A 15,515-nucleotide genomic window follows, 5' to 3' on the forward strand; every position below is an offset into this window, starting at 1 on the left:
CACCTGCAATTCCAACAATTGTCGTCGGCAGAAAAGCCCCCTATCTGCGATCCAGAACGTTGGATGATCCAACAAGAACTTCAGACAAAAAAGGACGGCTCACATGGCAGCTTTCGACACCACCCGCACCACCTATGGCGCCACCAGCGCCGTTTCCAAAATCGGTTCCTACTTCGGCACGCTCGTGTCTTCCGTTGTGGCATGGCGCGACGCCGCCGTTACACGCAAGGCGCTGAACGCCCTGACAGACCGCGAACTGGAAGACATCGGCCTGATGCGCAGCGACGTGGACAACGTCGCTTCCTCCCACTTCATCCGCTGATCGGTCCGGTCCGAGACAGGGCCAACCCGGGGACACGCCTGCATGGCAAAAGCCGCGCCTGAGTGATCAGAGCGCGGCTTTCTCATGTCCGTGTCCGGACATGCTTGGGCGTCAGACCTCCCCCCAGAGGTCCGACAGGGAGACTTTAACGCAGGATCGGCCCCATCAGATGGGCAAGCCGTTCCGTAATCGGATCAACACCCATGACCTTGGCACCGGCACGTTCGAATACTGTGCCGCTGTCCAGCGCAGCGAGGCGGTCGGCATAGGCATCGGGGCCTGTGGAGGCCAACATGAACGCCTTGATGGCGAAAAAGCCGAAACCCGCCAGAAGCAGCAACCGGATGCCCGACACACCGCGCACGCGGCGGGCCTTGGGCGTGACGGTGATCAGACCGTCCTTGCCGACCTTGGTGGTATAGCCATGAGTCATCTTCTCATGCTTGCGCCCCAGCTTTCCAAGGCGCTTGGTGAAATGATCGTGCGTCTCAACCATGACAGACTCTCGTAACAAACGGCCCCCACCGCTGTTGAGCCATGTTAAGAACACAAATGTGGCAATTTCTGGGCAATTGCCTCAAATAGACCTTAAAAGCCCTTCAAATCAGGTATTTCTTTGCAAGGTCAGGGTCGTCCAGTCAACAATGCTGTCACGGTGTGCCAGATTGATGCCGGATCGTGCATAAACCTCCACCACATTGTCAGCCTGTTCGTTCAGAATCCCCGAAAGAATCGCATAGCCCCCCGGTTGAAGGGCCGCCGCCATGTCCGGGGCCAGCGCAACAAGCGGGCCTTTGAGGATATTGGCAAAGATCAGGTCGAAGGGGGCGGCGTTCGCCAGGACGGGATGGTCAAACCCTGCTGCCTCCACACAGGTGACGCGCCCGGTCAGGCCGTTGGCCGTCACGTTGGCCTGCGCCACGTCGACAGCGACTTCGTCGATGTCGCTGGCCAGCACCGTATCAGGCCAGATACGCGCCGCCGCCATTGCCAGCACCGCCGTGCCGCACCCGATATCGACCACCCGTTTTCCGACAAACCCCTGTTCCGCCAGCCGGTCCAGCGCGCGCAGACAGCCCAGCGTGGTGCCATGATGCCCGGTGCCGAAGGCCATCGCGGCCTCGATCAGCAAGGGCTCCGCCCCGGCGGGCACCTTGTCCGCATCATGGCTGCCGTAGACAAAGAACCGCCCGGCTTCCACCGGGGACAATTCGCGGCGCACATGGGCGACCCAATCCGTTTCAGGCAGTTCGGACACGGTGAAGGGCTTGGCGCCCAGGGCCGCCGCCAGCAGGGCCAGGGCGGCGGCATCCGGGCTTTCCTCGAAATAGCCGCCGACCTCCCAAAGGCCCGATCCGTCTTCCATCTCGAACACGCCGACGCCGGTGGGGGCCGGGTCCATGCGTTCCATGGCATCACCCAGTTTATAGGCGGCCTCGCGGCCTTGAAGGGTGGTGAGGGCGGTAAAGGTGGGCATCAGCGTATCCTGTGTTTGTCGGGGTTCGGGTAGGGCCGCGGGCGATCAGGGTCAAGCGTCACGGCCGGGGCGTCCTGCAACCCGGCGACATAGACCCATCCCCAAAGGGCTGCCAGCGTGCCCATCACCACACCACCAAGCGCCTGCCCATAGATGACGCCCGTCGCGCCAAATGCCGATGCCAGCCATATTGCCACGGGCCAGCTGACCGCCACGTCCTTGAGCCAGTTCAGAAACGTCGACCGCCCGGGTTTGCCCAGGTTGTTGAACGCCGCGTTCGAGACAAAGAGCGCACCCACGAATACGAAACCGCCCACACCGACCAACGTGAAAGCGCGCAGCACCGCCGCGCCTTCGGGCGGCAGGGCGAACGCCTGAATGACGAAAGGTGTGGCTGCCATCAGCAGGGCCCAGGCCACCAGCGTGTAGACGAGGCAGAAGATCAGCGCATCGCGGTAGGTGCTGCGGACCCGGTCCCACTGACCCGCGCCATAGTTCTGGCCAAAGATCCCGCCGATGGCCCCCGAAAGCGCGAAGATGCCGCCAAAGACCACCACCGTCAGCCGCCCCACCACGGCCCATGCGGCGACGGCTTCATCCCCGAACTGCGCCATGACTACCGTCAGCAGGTAGTTGCCCGCGGGCGTCGACATCTGGGTGGCGATGGCCGGCACCGCGACGCCCATGAAGGGCCACAGGATGCGCCGGAATGTCCGCAGCCGCGGTTTTTCGACCAGCCGCATCTGGATGATGGCGAAATAGATGCCCAGCCCCATCAGCACGCACCGGAACAGCACCAGCCCAATGGCGGCCCCATCCAGCCCCCAGCCCATCCAGAGGATCAGCACCGGGTCAACGAACAACAGCAACAGACCGGGCGACAGCGTCAGATACATGGCCTTCGCCCCATAGCCATCCGCCCGCAGTGCGCCCGAACAGATCAGGCCGACGGCCATGATCGGCAGCGATGGAATGCTGATCGCCAGATAGCGCGCCGCAAGACGCGCGGTTTCCCCCTCCGCGCCCGCCAGCCCCACCAGATCATGACGGAAGGCCACGATCAGCAGCGCCACCATCGCCTGGATCGCGGCCGCAATGACAATGCCCGCGCCCGCCTGCCTGCGTGCCAGCGGCCGTTCCCCCTGTCCGATGCTGCGGGAAATGAGGGCGGTGGCGGCTATCATCAGGCCGACGCTGATGGAGACGGAGAAGAACTGCACCGCGTAGGCAAAGCCGACGGCGGCGACCAGCGTCGGATCCCCCAGCTGCGCGACCCAAAACAGGTTCGCGGCATCGACCAGAAACACGAAGGTGATCCCCAATGCCCCTGTCGCGGTCATCCGCACCACATGCCCCATGGTGCCACCGGTCAGGAACCTGCCGTCCGGCACGGGTTATTCCGCCGCTTGCGGCAGCCGGTCCGAGAAGATCGTCTCGTTTCCCGGCATGGGGTGGCGCGGGATCAGCATCGCAAGGCAGAACGACGTCGCGGCCATGGCCGCCGCCAGCAGGAACACCGCCGCAGGAGAGATCAGCCACAACAGGCCAAGTGCCACCGGCAGGAACACCGCAGCGATATGGTTGATGGTGAAGGCCACCGCCGCCGTGGGCGCGATATCCGCCGGGTCCGCGATTTTCTGGAAGTATGTCTTCAGCGCCAGCGCCAGCGCGAAAAAGACATGATCCAGCACATAGAGTGTCGAGGCAATCAGCACGCCCCAGCCCATGAAATAGACACCCCCATAGCTGAGGAAAACCAGCACCAGACCGATATATTCGAACCCCAGCGCGCGCCGTTCGCCGAAATACCCCACCGCGCGGCCCATCAGCGGGGCAAAGATCATGTTGGCCATCAGGTTGATCAGGTAAAGCGAAGTAATCTCGTGCACTTCGAAACCGAACCGCTCCACCATCATGAAGCCCGCGAAGACCATGAAGATCTGCCGCCGGGCTCCGGCCATGAATTGCAGCGCATAATAGAGCCAGTAGCGACGGCGCAGGATCATGCGTTTGTTCTGTGGCGTAGGCGCCTCGAATTGGGGATAGGCGACCATGGCGAAGAGCGCGATCAGCACCGTGGCCCCACCTGCGGTCAGGTAGACGAAATTGTAGGACAGATCGAAGGTCTTCCAGGTGCCGATCAGCAGGATATAGACCAGCATCGTCGCCAGCGACCCTGCCGCCATCAGCCAACCGATCATGCGCGGCGCGTCCTCGATTTTCAGCCATTGCAGTTGCAGCGACTGGTTGACCGTTTCGTAATAATGAAAGCCGATGGAGCTGAGCATGGTCAGCGTCAGGATACCGCCCATCTGCGGGAACCATGCGGTGATCCCTGTCGCCATCCCCAACAGCACCAGCGACACCAGCCCCAGCACCTGTTCGCGCATGAAGATGATGATGGCGATCACGCCGATCGCGAAGAATCCCGGAATTTCACGGATCGTGTGCAGCAACCCGATGTCGGAGCCGTCGAAACTGGCGACCTCGATCACGAAATTATTGAGCAGCGCCGACCAGACGTTGAAGGCAATCGGCATGGCCATCGCCATCAGGAACAGCAGCGCCACCGGGCGGCGCCAGAACGGGAGGGTCTTGGCCTCTTCCAGGGTAACGAATTGTGCCATGGCTCAGGCTTACGCCCGATCCGCACAAAAGACGAGGGGCGGATTGCACAGGGCTTGCGCGCAATTGCGCGGTCAGGGCAGGCCCGGACGGGTGCGCGCCAGCGCAGCGGCGCTGACGCCTTCGGCGGCGATATCAGCGGGCAGTGCCTTGCCCTGCACCAGTGCCGCCGCCGCACGGGCCAGCGCGGGCGCGGTCTGGATGCCGTAGCCGCCCTGCCCGGCCAGCCAGAAGAACCCTTCGGCCCGTGGATCGAAGCCCGCGACCGGATCGCCATCGGGCATGAAACTGCGCAAGCCCGCCCATTTGTGTCCGATGCGCCTGATCTGAATGTCGAAGGCGGTTTCGATCCGGTCCACGCAAAGCGCGATATCCATCTCTTCGGGCTGGGCGTCGCAGGGGGCGGAGGGGGTCGCATCCGCCGGAGAGATCAGCAATTGCCCCGCTTCGGGCTTGAGATAGAAATCCTCCTGCGCGTCCACGACCAGCGGCAGGGCGCCGATATCCGACCCCTCGGGCGGCGCGACAATCAACGCGGTGCGGCGCTTGGGGACAAGTCCCGCAGGCGGCACATCGGCAAGGGTGGCAATCCGGTCCGCCCAGGCCCCGGCGGCATTCACGATCAACGGGGCGCTGAAGCGGCCCTGGGATGTGTCGACCTGCCACTCGCCTTCATGTGTCAGCGCGGTGACCTCCGCCTTGCATTGCAATTCACCACCTGCGCTGCGCAGCCGGGTCAGGTAGTGCTGGTGCAACCGCCCCACGTCGATATCCGACGCACCGGCGTCATAAAGCCCCGCCACGGCGTAACCCGCGCGCAAAAGCGGCACAGCTTCGGCCACCTCCGCAGCCGTCAACGGCGTGACCGCGTCGCCCAGATCGGCGCGCTGATCCTCCAGCGCCTGCACCTGATCCTGCCGCGCCACGAACACCACGCCGCGCGGGCTGAGGAACGACGGCTCCCCGCCCGGTGGCGCGGTAAAGTACGCACCCGATGCGCGGGTCAGGGCGCGGATCACCGGCGGGCCATAGGCCACGGTATAAAGCGCCGCAGACCGCCCCGTGGTGTGGTAGCCCGGCTGCGCCTCCCGCTCCAGCAGCAGCACCTTTTGCGCGCCTGCCAGTTCCGCCGCGACGGAAGCCCCCGCAATGCCCGCGCCGATCACGATGATATCGAAAGTGGTGTCCACCATGCCCGTCCCCTTTGCGCGGACCCTATCAAAGCGTGATCGGGGCGAAAGACGTTTGTTTGCGTTTCCCCCTGCCGCCGCAGTTTGTTAGCCTTCAGGGGTATGATGAGGTTCGCGCATATTCTGGCGGCTTTGGTCCTGACCCCGTTTGCTGCCGTGGCAGAGCTGCCCGCGCCGCTGACGGATGATGATTACGCGCCGATAGAGATGGCCGAGGCGCGATTGGGTCATTTGCTGTTCTACGATCCCATCCTGTCGGGCAACAAAACGGTGTCCTGTGCCACTTGCCACCACCCGGCATTCGGCACTTCCGATGGCGTATCGCTTTCCATCGGGGATGGCGGCATCGGCATGGGACCTGCCCGCCGCGCCGATCCGGCCAATCCGCCCGAAAAACGCATCCCGCGCAACGCGCCTGCGCTGTTCAATCTGGGTGCGCTTGAGATGAATGTGCTGTTTCACGATGGTCGGCTTGAGGCGGACCCGGATTTCCCCGGCGGCATCCGCACGCCGATGGATGCGGACATGGTCAGCGGTTTCGCTTCTGCCCTGTCCGCGCAGACCATGTTTCCGGTGCTGAGCCGGGACGAGATGGCGGGATCATGGCGGGAGAACGATGTGGCCCGCGCGGTGCGGCAGGGGGTGATCACCGGACCGGGTGGGGCGTGGGACCTGCTGTCGCGGCGGGTGGCGGCGGTGCCCGCCTATGCGCAGGCGTTCGAGGCGACCTATGATCACGTGGACGGGCCGGACGACATTGCCTTTACCGACATCTCCAACGCCATCGCGGCGTTCATGGCGTTCGAATGGCGGTCGGACACCGCGCCCTTCGATGCGGTCTTGCGGGGGGAGGCTGAACTGGATGGCCCCGCTGCGCAGGGGATGGTGCTGTTCTATGGCAGTGCGGGTTGCAGCACCTGCCACAGCGGCGCGCTGCTGACGGACAACCGCTTTCACGCGACGGGCGCGGCCCAGATCGGACCCGGCAAAGCGGCCACCTTCGAGACCCACCAACGCGACACGGGCCGCTTCAGGGTCACCGGGCAAGCGGATGATCTTTATGCCTTTCGCACGCCGTCGCTGCGCAACGTTGCGCTGACAGCACCCTATGGCCACGCGGGCAGCCATGCCGACCTCGCGCGGTTTCTGGCCGATCACGCAGACCCGCTAGCAGGTCTTGCGCGATACGATGCAAGCCTTGCGCGCTTGCCCACACCCGTGGATCAGGATTTCCAGATCATGAACGACCCTGCGGAGGTTGCCGCGATCCGCGCCGCCGTGACGTGGGAAGGCGCACCGCTCAGCCCCGATGATATTGCGGCGCTGATGGCTTTTCTGGACAGCCTGACCGATCCGGTCAGCATTTCGGGACGGCTTGGGGTGCCGAACGCCGTGCCCAGTGGTTTGCCCGTGGCGCAGGTGCCCTAGGGTTTTTCAATCAAAATGGTCTGGCCGACCTCCGCAGTATGCGCGCTGGATGTGCCATCGGGCCATGTGACGGTGATCTGTGCCCATTCTGCGTCGGCGACACCCACGTGCAGCGGCAGCAATTGCCCGCCCGCATGGCCGCCGCCGATCACCCGTTGCAGGGTCTGCACCTGCCCCGCCGCGCGCACCGTGACCCGCGCGCCAATGGCGTCCCGGTTGCCCCCCGCCTGCCGCAGATCAATGCGCAGCCAATTGCCCGTCACCGCCGTGACATTGCGATACAGCATCAGCGGTGCGCGGCGGTTGGAGACGATCAGGTCAAGCCGCCCGTCCTGATCGAAGTCCGCTAGCGCCGCGCCGCGCGACCGTTCCAGCGCCGCGACACCGGCGTGTTCTGCCCGTTCGACAAAGGTGCCATCCGCGGCCTGCATCAGCAGATTGTTGGGGTCACGCGTAGCCATGCCGGGCATCTGGTCCACGTTGCCCTTGGCGATGAACAGATCGGCGCGCCCGTCGTTGTCGATATCGCCGAATTCCGCGTGCCACCCGGTCGACGGCCTGCCATCCCCGCCCATGTGCGGACGTTGCGCATAGGTGCCGATGCTGAAAGGGGCCGCCGCATAGGTGCCGTCAGGCTGCGCGATCTGCATCAGTTGGTCGCCCATGGAGGTCAGCATCACCTCGTCCCGCCCGTCCCCTGTCAGGTCCCGGCTGGCGATCCCCATCCCCCAGAGCGAGACGTTTTGCCATCCGTCCTGCGGCCCCAGAAAGCGCCGGTCGACGATGTCCCACATCTGCTCATACCCGCCGGTCACATAATAATGCCGGTCATTGGACAGCCGCAGCCGCTGCTTGCCCGTGGCGTCGCGCGCCGCAAGGATGGACAGCGCGCAGAACCCCGGTGTCAGCGGCTTTGCCGCATAACCTGCGGCCTCCGGCCGCAGGAGCAGGTTGTCATCGCAAGCCTCGAACGGGCCATCGGGATTGGCACGGTCGACATAGTTTCCGACGGCCAAAACCGCGCGCGCGTCCCCTTCCCACCATGCGGTGAAGGCTGTACTCCACCGATCCTGCTGCGGCAGGCCCCATGCGGCGGTGGCGTCCTCGAATTTGCAATCCCCCTTGCCGCGCAGGGCTACGTTCGGCCCAACCCGCAGCACGAACAGATCGCGCACCCCGTCGGCGTCCATGTCGATCGGGTATGCGCCCGTGGCACCGGTGATTTCCGGCAAAGGCATTGAGTCAAAAGCGAAACCGCCCTTGTTACGGATCATCACCGCAGGCGCGCTGCCGCCGGGGGCGAAAATATCGGGCAGACCGTCGGCATCGCAGTCGAACACCGCCAGACCGCCGCCCACGAAATGCGTCCAGCCCCCTTCGTAGTGGTGCGTTGGCAGCGCGTCGGAAAGGTCCTCGAACATCGGATCGGCGCTTGTTGCGCTACCGACAAGACACGCCAGCACCGCAGCCAGCCGCCTCACCCGACCGCCGCCTCGCCGCCCAGCAGGGTGTCGGTCAGGGCCGACAGCGCCAGCGCGGTGGCCCCGCGCGCCCAGACCAGATCGGCGCAGGGATGGATGGCGACCTTGCAGGGCTTGCGCCCTTCCGACAGGGTCATCTCCTGCATTTCTTCCATGATTTCAGTGACGAACAGATCACCGTGCTGCATCCGTTCCCCGGACAGGATGATCAGTTCGGGATCAAACAGTTGCACCACATTCGACAGGCCCAGCGACAGATATCGCCCCGCGCGGCGAAAGATCGTGCGCGCGGCGGTTTGCCCTGCCTCGGCTTCCCGCAGGAGCACGTCGAGCACCTCCTGACGGCTGCGGATGTCATCAAACGCATAATCAAGCGCCACCGCGGCTTCCCGCGTGAGGGCATAATCGGCCAGATAGGCTTCAAGACACCCCCGTTGCCCGCAACGGCACAGCGCCCCGTCCAGTTGCACCTTGGTGTGGCCCAGTTCCAGACCCATGCCATGCGCTCCGCGATAGAGGCAATTGTCCAGCACCATGCCCATGCCGACGCCGTTTTCGATGGTGACAACGGCGAAATCCGACATCGCCCGGCCCGCGCCGAACCATAATTCGCCAAGGGTCAGCGCGTTGGCGTCATTGTCCAGATAAACGGGCATGTCGAAATGCACCGCAAAGGCCGCCGCAAGATTTTCGTCGCGGTTTTGCAAAAGCGATGACCAATGCACCAGCCCGTTTGCCGGATCGATGATCCCCGGCATGCCGATGCCCACCGCGTGAATGTCTTCCCGCCCAAGATCCCTGAGCGCCAGCAGTCGGTCGATCAGAGTCACGACCTCCTCCATCAGGTCCGGCAGGGCAAGGCGCTTGTCCGATGCGGGCAGGGTCAGATCGGCAATCATCTCTCCGGCAAAGTTGGTCAGCACCGCGGTGTGGGACTTGTAGGACAGCTTGATCCCGATGACATGCGCGGCTTCCGGCACCACCGCAAGGGCCACGGGCGGGCGGCCCCGTCCCTGTTCGCGGGGCGGACCGACGACCTCGCACAGATAGCCCGCAGCGATCAGATCGGCGGTCAGTGTGGTGGCCGATCCGGCGGATATATCAAGCGCACGGGTGATATCCGCCCGCGCGGCGGCCCCGTTGGCGCGCACATGTTCGAACACCCGTTGGCGCAATCCCCCTTTGCCCGCACGAGGTGCTTGCAAAAGAGGGCCGCAGCCTTCAGCCTGCGGTTGCGCTCTGGGGGCTGTGCCGTCCAAATTATTCAGTCCCTGAAATAAACATTGTGGCTGCATCCGAAAATCTTGCGCTTTGGGCAGATTATGACCGGATTTAGCACATGGCCAGCAATTAATTTGCCTGTTTTTGATTTTTTTATTTTGACAACTGAAAAAAATATAGCAGATTGTGCAAATGAGTCCAAATGACTCGCCCCGGCACGCAGAGGTCGGGCTTATCCAGGGAGGATCCTATGAACAAGAACCTATTCGCAGCCGCCGCAACGGCTGTCAGCATCGGCTTTGGCACGCTTGCCATGGCGGATGGCCATGCCGTGTCCGTCGGCGTCAGCTGGTCCAACTTCCAGGAAGAACGCTGGAAAACCGATGAAGCCGCGATCAAGTCCGCGCTTGAAGCCGCCGGGGCGACGTATGTGTCCGCCGATGCGCAGTCTTCCTCGGCCAAGCAGTTGTCGGATGTTGAAAGCCTGATCGCGCAGGGCGTCGACGCGCTGATCATCCTCGCGCAGGACAGCGCCGCCATCGGCCCCGCCGTGGACGCCGCCGCTGCCGAAGGCATTCCGGTCGTGGGTTATGACCGCCTGATCGAAGACAACCGCGCGTTCTACCTGACGTTCGACAACGTTGAAGTGGGCCGGATGCAGGCGCGCGCCGTTCTGGCGGCACAGCCCACGGGCAACTACGTGATGATCAAAGGCTCCCCCACGGACCCCAACGCGGACTTCCTGCGCGGTGGTCAGCAGGAAGTGCTGCAAGCGGCGATTGACGCGGGCGACATCACCATCGTGGACGAAGCCTATACCGATGGCTGGTTGCCTGCGAACGCACAGCGCAACATGGAACAGATCCTGACCGCCAATGACAACAAGGTCGACGCGGTCGTCGCCTCCAACGACGGCACCGCCGGTGGCGCTGTTGCTGCCCTCACGGCACAGGGCATGGAAGGCATCCCGGTTTCCGGCCAGGACGGCGATCATGCGGCGTTGAACCGTGTGGCGCTTGGCACGCAGACCGTGTCCGTCTGGAAAGACGCGCGTGAGCTGGGCAAAGCCGCAGGCGAGATTGCCGTGGCACTGGCCAAGAATGACGGTGACATGTCCACCGTCGAAGGCGCGCAGTCCTGGACCTCCCCTGCGGGAACCGAGATGACGGCCGTGTTCCTGGCCCCCGTGCCGGTGACAAAGGACAACCTGACGGCTGTTGTCGACGCCGGCTGGATCGCACAGGACAAGCTGTGCCAGGGCGTGACCAACGGTCCGGCCCCCTGTAACTGATCTCCTCCCCGCTTCGGCCTGCGCCCCGCGTGGGCCGAAGCACCCCCATGCCTTGTATGCACGCGGCCTTTGCCGCCCCACGATTCCCCCGCGAGGATACCCATGTCAGAAACATCCACCGCCACAGACGCCCCCCCTGCGCGCCGCAGTTTCTGGGCCGCGCTTGATCTGGACACCCGCCTTCTGGGCATGATCGGGGCCTTCGTGCTGGTGGCGCTGGTGTTCAACATCCTGACCGACGGGCGTTTCCTGACCCCGCGCAACATCTTCAACCTGACGATCCAGACCGTTTCCGTGGCGATCATGGCGACCGGGATGGTCTTTGTGATCGTCACCCGCCACATCGACCTGTCCGTCGGCGCGCTGCTGGCGACCTGCACCGCCGTGATGGCAATGACGCAGACGCAAATCCTGCCCAACATGATGGGGCTGGAACTGGGCCATCCGATGATCCCGTGGATCACCATTCTGGTAGGATTGCTCACCGGGGCGATCATCGGCGGCTTGCAGGGCTACCTGATTGGCTATCAGGCGATCCCCGCGTTTATCGTCACACTTGGTGGGTTGCTAATCTGGCGCAACGTCGCCTGGCACCTGACCGATGGTCAGACCATTGGCCCCTTGAACGAAACCTATGTCCTGTTCGGTGGCATCAACGGCACGCTGGGCGTGTTCTGGAGCTGGGCCGTGGGTATTGCCGCCGCAGTCGCTTCGGTCTTTGGCCTGATGTCGGCGCGGCGCACGAAAGTCGGGCACGGCTTCCCGGTCAAACCCCTCTGGGCGGAGGGGGTGATCATCGCCATCGTGGTGGCGGCCATTCTGGGGTTCGTTGCCATCCTGAACGCCTATTCCGTGCCGGAACGCGTTGTCGCGCGCGACGTGGAACGCTGGGGCTGTGACGTGGCGGAAGGCTGCACGGCGGCTTACGGCATCCCCTATTCGGTGCTGCTGCTGATCGTCGTGGCGATCGTGATGACCGTGATCGCACAGCGCACCCGGCTGGGGCGTTACATCTTCGCCACGGGCGGCAACCCGGATGCGGCGGAATTGTCGGGCGTGAATACCAAGCTGCTGACGGTCAAGGTCTTTGCCATGGTCGGCGTGCTTTGCGCGCTGGGGGGCATCGTTGCCTCCGCCCGGCTGGGCTATCACACCAATGACATCGGCGTGCTGGACGAATTGCGGGTGATCGCGGCGGCAGTGATTGGCGGCACGGCCCTTTCGGGAGGCATCGGCACGATCTACGGCGCGATCTTTGGCGCGCTGATCATGCAGTCGTTGCAATCGGGCATGGCCATGGTCGGGGTCGATGCGCCCTACCAGAACATCGTCGTGGGCCTTGTGCTAGTCTTGGCCGTCTGGATCGACATTCAGTATAGAAAACTGACGGGAGCGAAGTGATGAACACCCGAACCCCTCTGGTCGAGATGAAGGACGTCTCCATCGCCTTTGGCGGCGTCAAGGCCGTCGATCACGTGAGCATTGACCTCTATCCCGGTGAAGTCGTGGGCCTTCTGGGGCACAATGGTGCCGGCAAATCAACGCTGATCAAGATGCTCTCGGGCGCCTACAGGATGGACAGCGGGCAGATATTGATCAACGGGAAAGAGGCGCGGATCACCACGCCAAGGGACGCCCGTGATCACAACATCGAGACGATCTACCAGACGCTGGCGCTGGCCGATAATCTGGACGCCGCGTCAAACCTGTTTCTGGGCCGGGAGTTGACCACGACGCTCGGCTTTGTGGATGACGCCAAGATGGAAGCGGAGACGCGCAAGATCATGGCGCGGCTCAACCCCAACTTCAAGAAGCTGAAGGAACCTGTATCCGCCCTGTCGGGCGGCCAGCGGCAATCGGTGGCGATTGCCCGCGCGGTCTATTTCAACGCGCAGATATTGATCATGGATGAACCGACTGCGGCGCTGGGTGTGCACGAAACGGCCATGGTGGCGGAGCTTATTCAGGAATTGAAGAAACAGGGCCTTGGCATTTTCCTGATCTCCCACGACACACGGGAAATGATGGACCTGTGCGACCGTGTGGCCGTGATGAAGAACGGCAAGATGGTCGGCAGCGAACGGGTGGAGGATGTGACGGAGGATGACATCCTGTCGATGATCATCCTCGGCAAGAACCCCAAAGCCGCTGCATGAGCTTTGTCGGGCTTGATCTGGGCACGTCGTCGCTTAAGGCGATCGTGATCGATGACGCCCAACAGGTTCTGGCCGAACACCGCGTGCCGCTGACGGTGCAGCGCCTCCATGACGGCTGGTCGGAGCAGAACCCCCAAAGCTGGTGTGACGCGACCATGCAAGCGCTGCGCGCGCTGTCCACACAGGTGGACATGGGCGCCGTGGAAGGCATCGGTCTGGCAGGGCACCAGCATGGCGCGACACTGATCGGGCGGGATGACATGCCCTTGCGGCCCTGCATGCTGTGGAATGACACACGCGCGCACGCCGAAGCGGCACGTCTGGACGCGATGGCGGATTTTCGCCGCATCACCGGCAACATCATCTTCGCCGGTTTCACCGCGCCCAAGGTGGAATGGGTACGCCTGAACGAACCGGATGTATTTGGCAAAACGGCGAAAATCCTCCTGCCCAAGGACTACCTGCGCCTGTTTCTGAGCGGCGAACACGTGTCGGACATGTCGGATGCCTCCGGCAAGGGGTGGCTCGATATCGGTGCGCGCGACTGGTCCGATACCCTGTTGGCGCATTGCCACCTCAGCCGCGATCACATGCCGCGTCTGGTCGAAGGCAGCGCGGTATCAGCCACCCTGCGGAAGGGCCTGGCGGCGGAACTGGGCATGCATCCGGTCCCCATTGCAGGCGGCGCGGGCGACAATGCCGCGGCCGCCATCGGCGCGGGCGTGGTCACGGATGGCACGGCGTTCCTGTCGCTCGGCACCTCGGGTGTGCTTTTCGCTTCCAACGCCAGCTTCCGGCCACACGCCGAAACAGCAGTTCATACCTTTTGCCACGCCGTCCCCGACACATGGCACCAGATGGGGGTGATCCTTGCCGCGACGGATGCGCTGGAATGGCTGGCGGGGCTGACCGGGCAGACAGCCGCAACGCTGACCGCCGATCTGGGCGATGTGACCGCACCCCAGCGCACGCTTTTCCTGCCCTATCTGGGCGGGGAACGCACGCCGATCAACGATCCACGCATACGCGGCCAGTTCCTGCATCTGGATCACGCAACGGACGCCCGCGCCGCCGCCCGTTCGGTGCTGCAAGGGGTCTGCTTCGCCTTCGCCGACTGCCGCGATGCGCTGGCGGCAACGGGCACGCAGATTGAACAGGCGCTAGCATTGGGGGGCGGGTCGCAGTCGGCGCATTGGCTGTCGATGATGGCCAGCACGCTCGGCATCACGCTGCAGGTCCCCCGCGCGGGTGATTACGGTGCCGCACTGGGGGCGGCGCGCCTTGGCATGATGGCCGCCACGGGCGGGGCCGTCACGGACATCGCCACGCCGCCCCCGGTCGACCGGGAGCATGCCCCCGACCCCGCCCTGAAAGACGCCATGGCCGATGGACACGCCCGGTACCGCGCGGCCTATCAGGCGCTGAAAAACCTCTGATCTGCGACGGTCTGTCCTTTGACATCCAGATGGTCCGCACACACATGCAAGCCACACGGGTTTTCAGGAACAAGACCGCATGCCAAAAACGCCAAGCCCCTGCATCGATGTGTGCAAGTACAAACGGCAGGGCCATTGCATCGGCTGTTCGATGACCAAGGCGCAAAAGCAGCTGTTCAAGGCCCTGAAGAAAGACAGCCACCGCACCGCCTTTGTGCAGATGCTGACCGCGCAGCAGGACCGGTTGGGCAAGTACACCGCCTGGCGCAAGGCCTACATCAAGAAACTGAAAAAGCGCAAGATCGCGCCATTTGAGTTCCTGCAGGACTGACGCAAAAGACCCGCCCTGTCAGGGGCGGGTCCGGTGTCAGCGATCAAGCAGCCTCAGGAGATATGCGCGCGCAGCATCCAGGCGAATTTCTCGTGGATCTGGCCCCGCGCGATGCACAGGTCTTCGGTCAGGGTGTCGCCATGCCCGGCGGCAAGTTCCCCACAGCCTGCCAGCGTCGCCGCCAGCGTTTCCTGCGCGGCGACCATCACCTTGATCATCTCCTGATCGGTGGCCTTGCCGTCGTGTTCGCGCACCTTGGACCGCTCCAGCATGCCTGCCAGCATCCCTTCGGCGTGGCCTTGCAGGGCCTTCACCCGCTCCGCCAGATCGTCCTGCGCGATGAAGTGATCTTCGTAGATCTTCTGAAACAGATCATGCAGCGGGCCAAAGGCCATGCCGGTGACGTTCCAGTGAAAGTTCTGCGCGAGCATCGTTGTCACGGCGGTTTCGGCAACGGATTGGTTCAACGCTTCGACGATCTGTGACTGGGCGTCTGTTGAAAGGGCGGCGGCGGTTTGTGTCATGGTGCGAACTCCCACTGGGTGAATTGTTGACGG

The 15,515-nt window shown here is 63.8% G+C and carries 15 protein-coding genes; 7 read left to right on the plus strand and 8 right to left on the minus strand.

What is annotated here, in order from left to right:
• Window positions 1-103: 103 nt before the first annotated feature.
• Window positions 104-322, plus strand: a complete 219-nt coding sequence (locus AB4X18_RS03420) for a DUF1127 domain-containing protein (RefSeq protein WP_370402285.1) — start codon at window positions 104-106, stop codon at window positions 320-322.
• 145 nt (window positions 323-467) lie between these two features.
• Here AB4X18_RS03420 and AB4X18_RS03425 read toward each other — a convergent pair whose 3' ends face one another.
• The 5 genes from AB4X18_RS03425 to AB4X18_RS03445 form a co-directional block, all read right to left on the minus strand.
• Complete coding sequence (locus AB4X18_RS03425) at window positions 468-818, minus strand: hypothetical protein (protein WP_370402286.1); 351 nt, start codon at window positions 816-818, stop codon at window positions 468-470.
• 108 nt (window positions 819-926) lie between these two features.
• Window positions 927-1,799, minus strand: coding sequence for a 50S ribosomal protein L11 methyltransferase (locus tag AB4X18_RS03430; RefSeq protein WP_370402287.1), 873 nt, complete (start codon window positions 1,797-1,799; stop codon window positions 927-929).
• Window positions 1,799-3,190, minus strand: coding sequence for an MATE family efflux transporter (locus AB4X18_RS03435; RefSeq protein ID WP_370402288.1), 1,392 nt, complete (start codon window positions 3,188-3,190; stop codon window positions 1,799-1,801). The genes AB4X18_RS03430 and AB4X18_RS03435 overlap by 1 nt, the downstream gene beginning before the upstream one ends.
• A gap of 3 nt (window positions 3,191-3,193) precedes the next feature.
• A complete protein-coding gene (locus AB4X18_RS03440; protein ID WP_370402289.1) occupies window positions 3,194-4,426 on the minus strand; it encodes an MFS transporter in 1,233 nt (410 codons plus the stop codon).
• A gap of 72 nt (window positions 4,427-4,498) precedes the next feature.
• Entirely contained in the window at window positions 4,499-5,617 is a 1,119-nt protein-coding gene (locus AB4X18_RS03445) for an NAD(P)/FAD-dependent oxidoreductase (RefSeq protein WP_370402290.1), read from the minus strand.
• A gap of 102 nt (window positions 5,618-5,719) precedes the next feature.
• Between AB4X18_RS03445 and AB4X18_RS03450 the strand changes: the two genes are divergently transcribed.
• Complete coding sequence (locus tag AB4X18_RS03450) at window positions 5,720-7,042, plus strand: cytochrome-c peroxidase (RefSeq protein ID WP_370402291.1); 1,323 nt, start codon at window positions 5,720-5,722, stop codon at window positions 7,040-7,042.
• Here the strand turns inward: AB4X18_RS03450 and AB4X18_RS03455 are convergent.
• Together AB4X18_RS03455 and AB4X18_RS03460 are read right to left on the minus strand one after the other, a co-directional pair.
• Window positions 7,039-8,463, minus strand: coding sequence for a CRTAC1 family protein (locus AB4X18_RS03455; protein WP_370402571.1), 1,425 nt, complete (start codon window positions 8,461-8,463; stop codon window positions 7,039-7,041). The genes AB4X18_RS03450 and AB4X18_RS03455 overlap by 4 nt on opposite strands.
• A gap of 56 nt (window positions 8,464-8,519) precedes the next feature.
• Complete coding sequence (locus AB4X18_RS03460) at window positions 8,520-9,698, minus strand: ROK family protein (protein ID WP_370402292.1); 1,179 nt, start codon at window positions 9,696-9,698, stop codon at window positions 8,520-8,522.
• A 296-nt stretch (window positions 9,699-9,994) separates the two neighbouring features.
• On the opposite strand from AB4X18_RS03460, the gene xylF reads away from it, so the two are divergent.
• From xylF to AB4X18_RS03485, 5 genes are all read left to right on the plus strand, one after another.
• A complete protein-coding gene (gene xylF / locus AB4X18_RS03465; RefSeq protein WP_432817092.1) occupies window positions 9,995-11,035 on the plus strand; it encodes a D-xylose ABC transporter substrate-binding protein in 1,041 nt (346 codons plus the stop codon).
• Window positions 11,036-11,137: 102 nt separating this feature from the next.
• Window positions 11,138-12,436, plus strand: coding sequence for a sugar ABC transporter permease (locus tag AB4X18_RS03470; protein WP_432817093.1), 1,299 nt, complete (start codon window positions 11,138-11,140; stop codon window positions 12,434-12,436).
• Window positions 12,436-13,191, plus strand: a complete 756-nt coding sequence (locus tag AB4X18_RS03475) for an ATP-binding cassette domain-containing protein (RefSeq protein ID WP_432817094.1) — start codon at window positions 12,436-12,438, stop codon at window positions 13,189-13,191. Before AB4X18_RS03470 ends, AB4X18_RS03475 begins: the two co-directional genes overlap by 1 nt.
• Window positions 13,188-14,627: a xylulokinase gene (gene xylB, locus AB4X18_RS03480; protein WP_370402295.1), complete on the plus strand. Its 1,440-nt coding sequence runs from the start codon at window positions 13,188-13,190 to the stop codon at window positions 14,625-14,627. Before AB4X18_RS03475 ends, xylB begins: the two co-directional genes overlap by 4 nt.
• Before the next feature lie 79 nt (window positions 14,628-14,706).
• Window positions 14,707-14,958 (plus strand): DUF1289 domain-containing protein, encoded by a 252-nt coding sequence (locus AB4X18_RS03485; protein ID WP_370402296.1) that lies wholly within the window; start codon window positions 14,707-14,709, stop codon window positions 14,956-14,958.
• 53 nt (window positions 14,959-15,011) lie between these two features.
• On the opposite strand, the gene AB4X18_RS03490 is transcribed toward AB4X18_RS03485, so the two are convergent.
• Window positions 15,012-15,482 (minus strand): Dps family protein, encoded by a 471-nt coding sequence (locus tag AB4X18_RS03490; protein WP_370402297.1) that lies wholly within the window; start codon window positions 15,480-15,482, stop codon window positions 15,012-15,014.
• Window positions 15,483-15,515: the final 33 nt, after the last annotated feature.

This window comes from Sulfitobacter rhodophyticola, assembly GCF_041281685.2.
Taxonomy (GTDB): Bacteria; Pseudomonadota; Alphaproteobacteria; order Rhodobacterales; family Rhodobacteraceae; genus Sulfitobacter.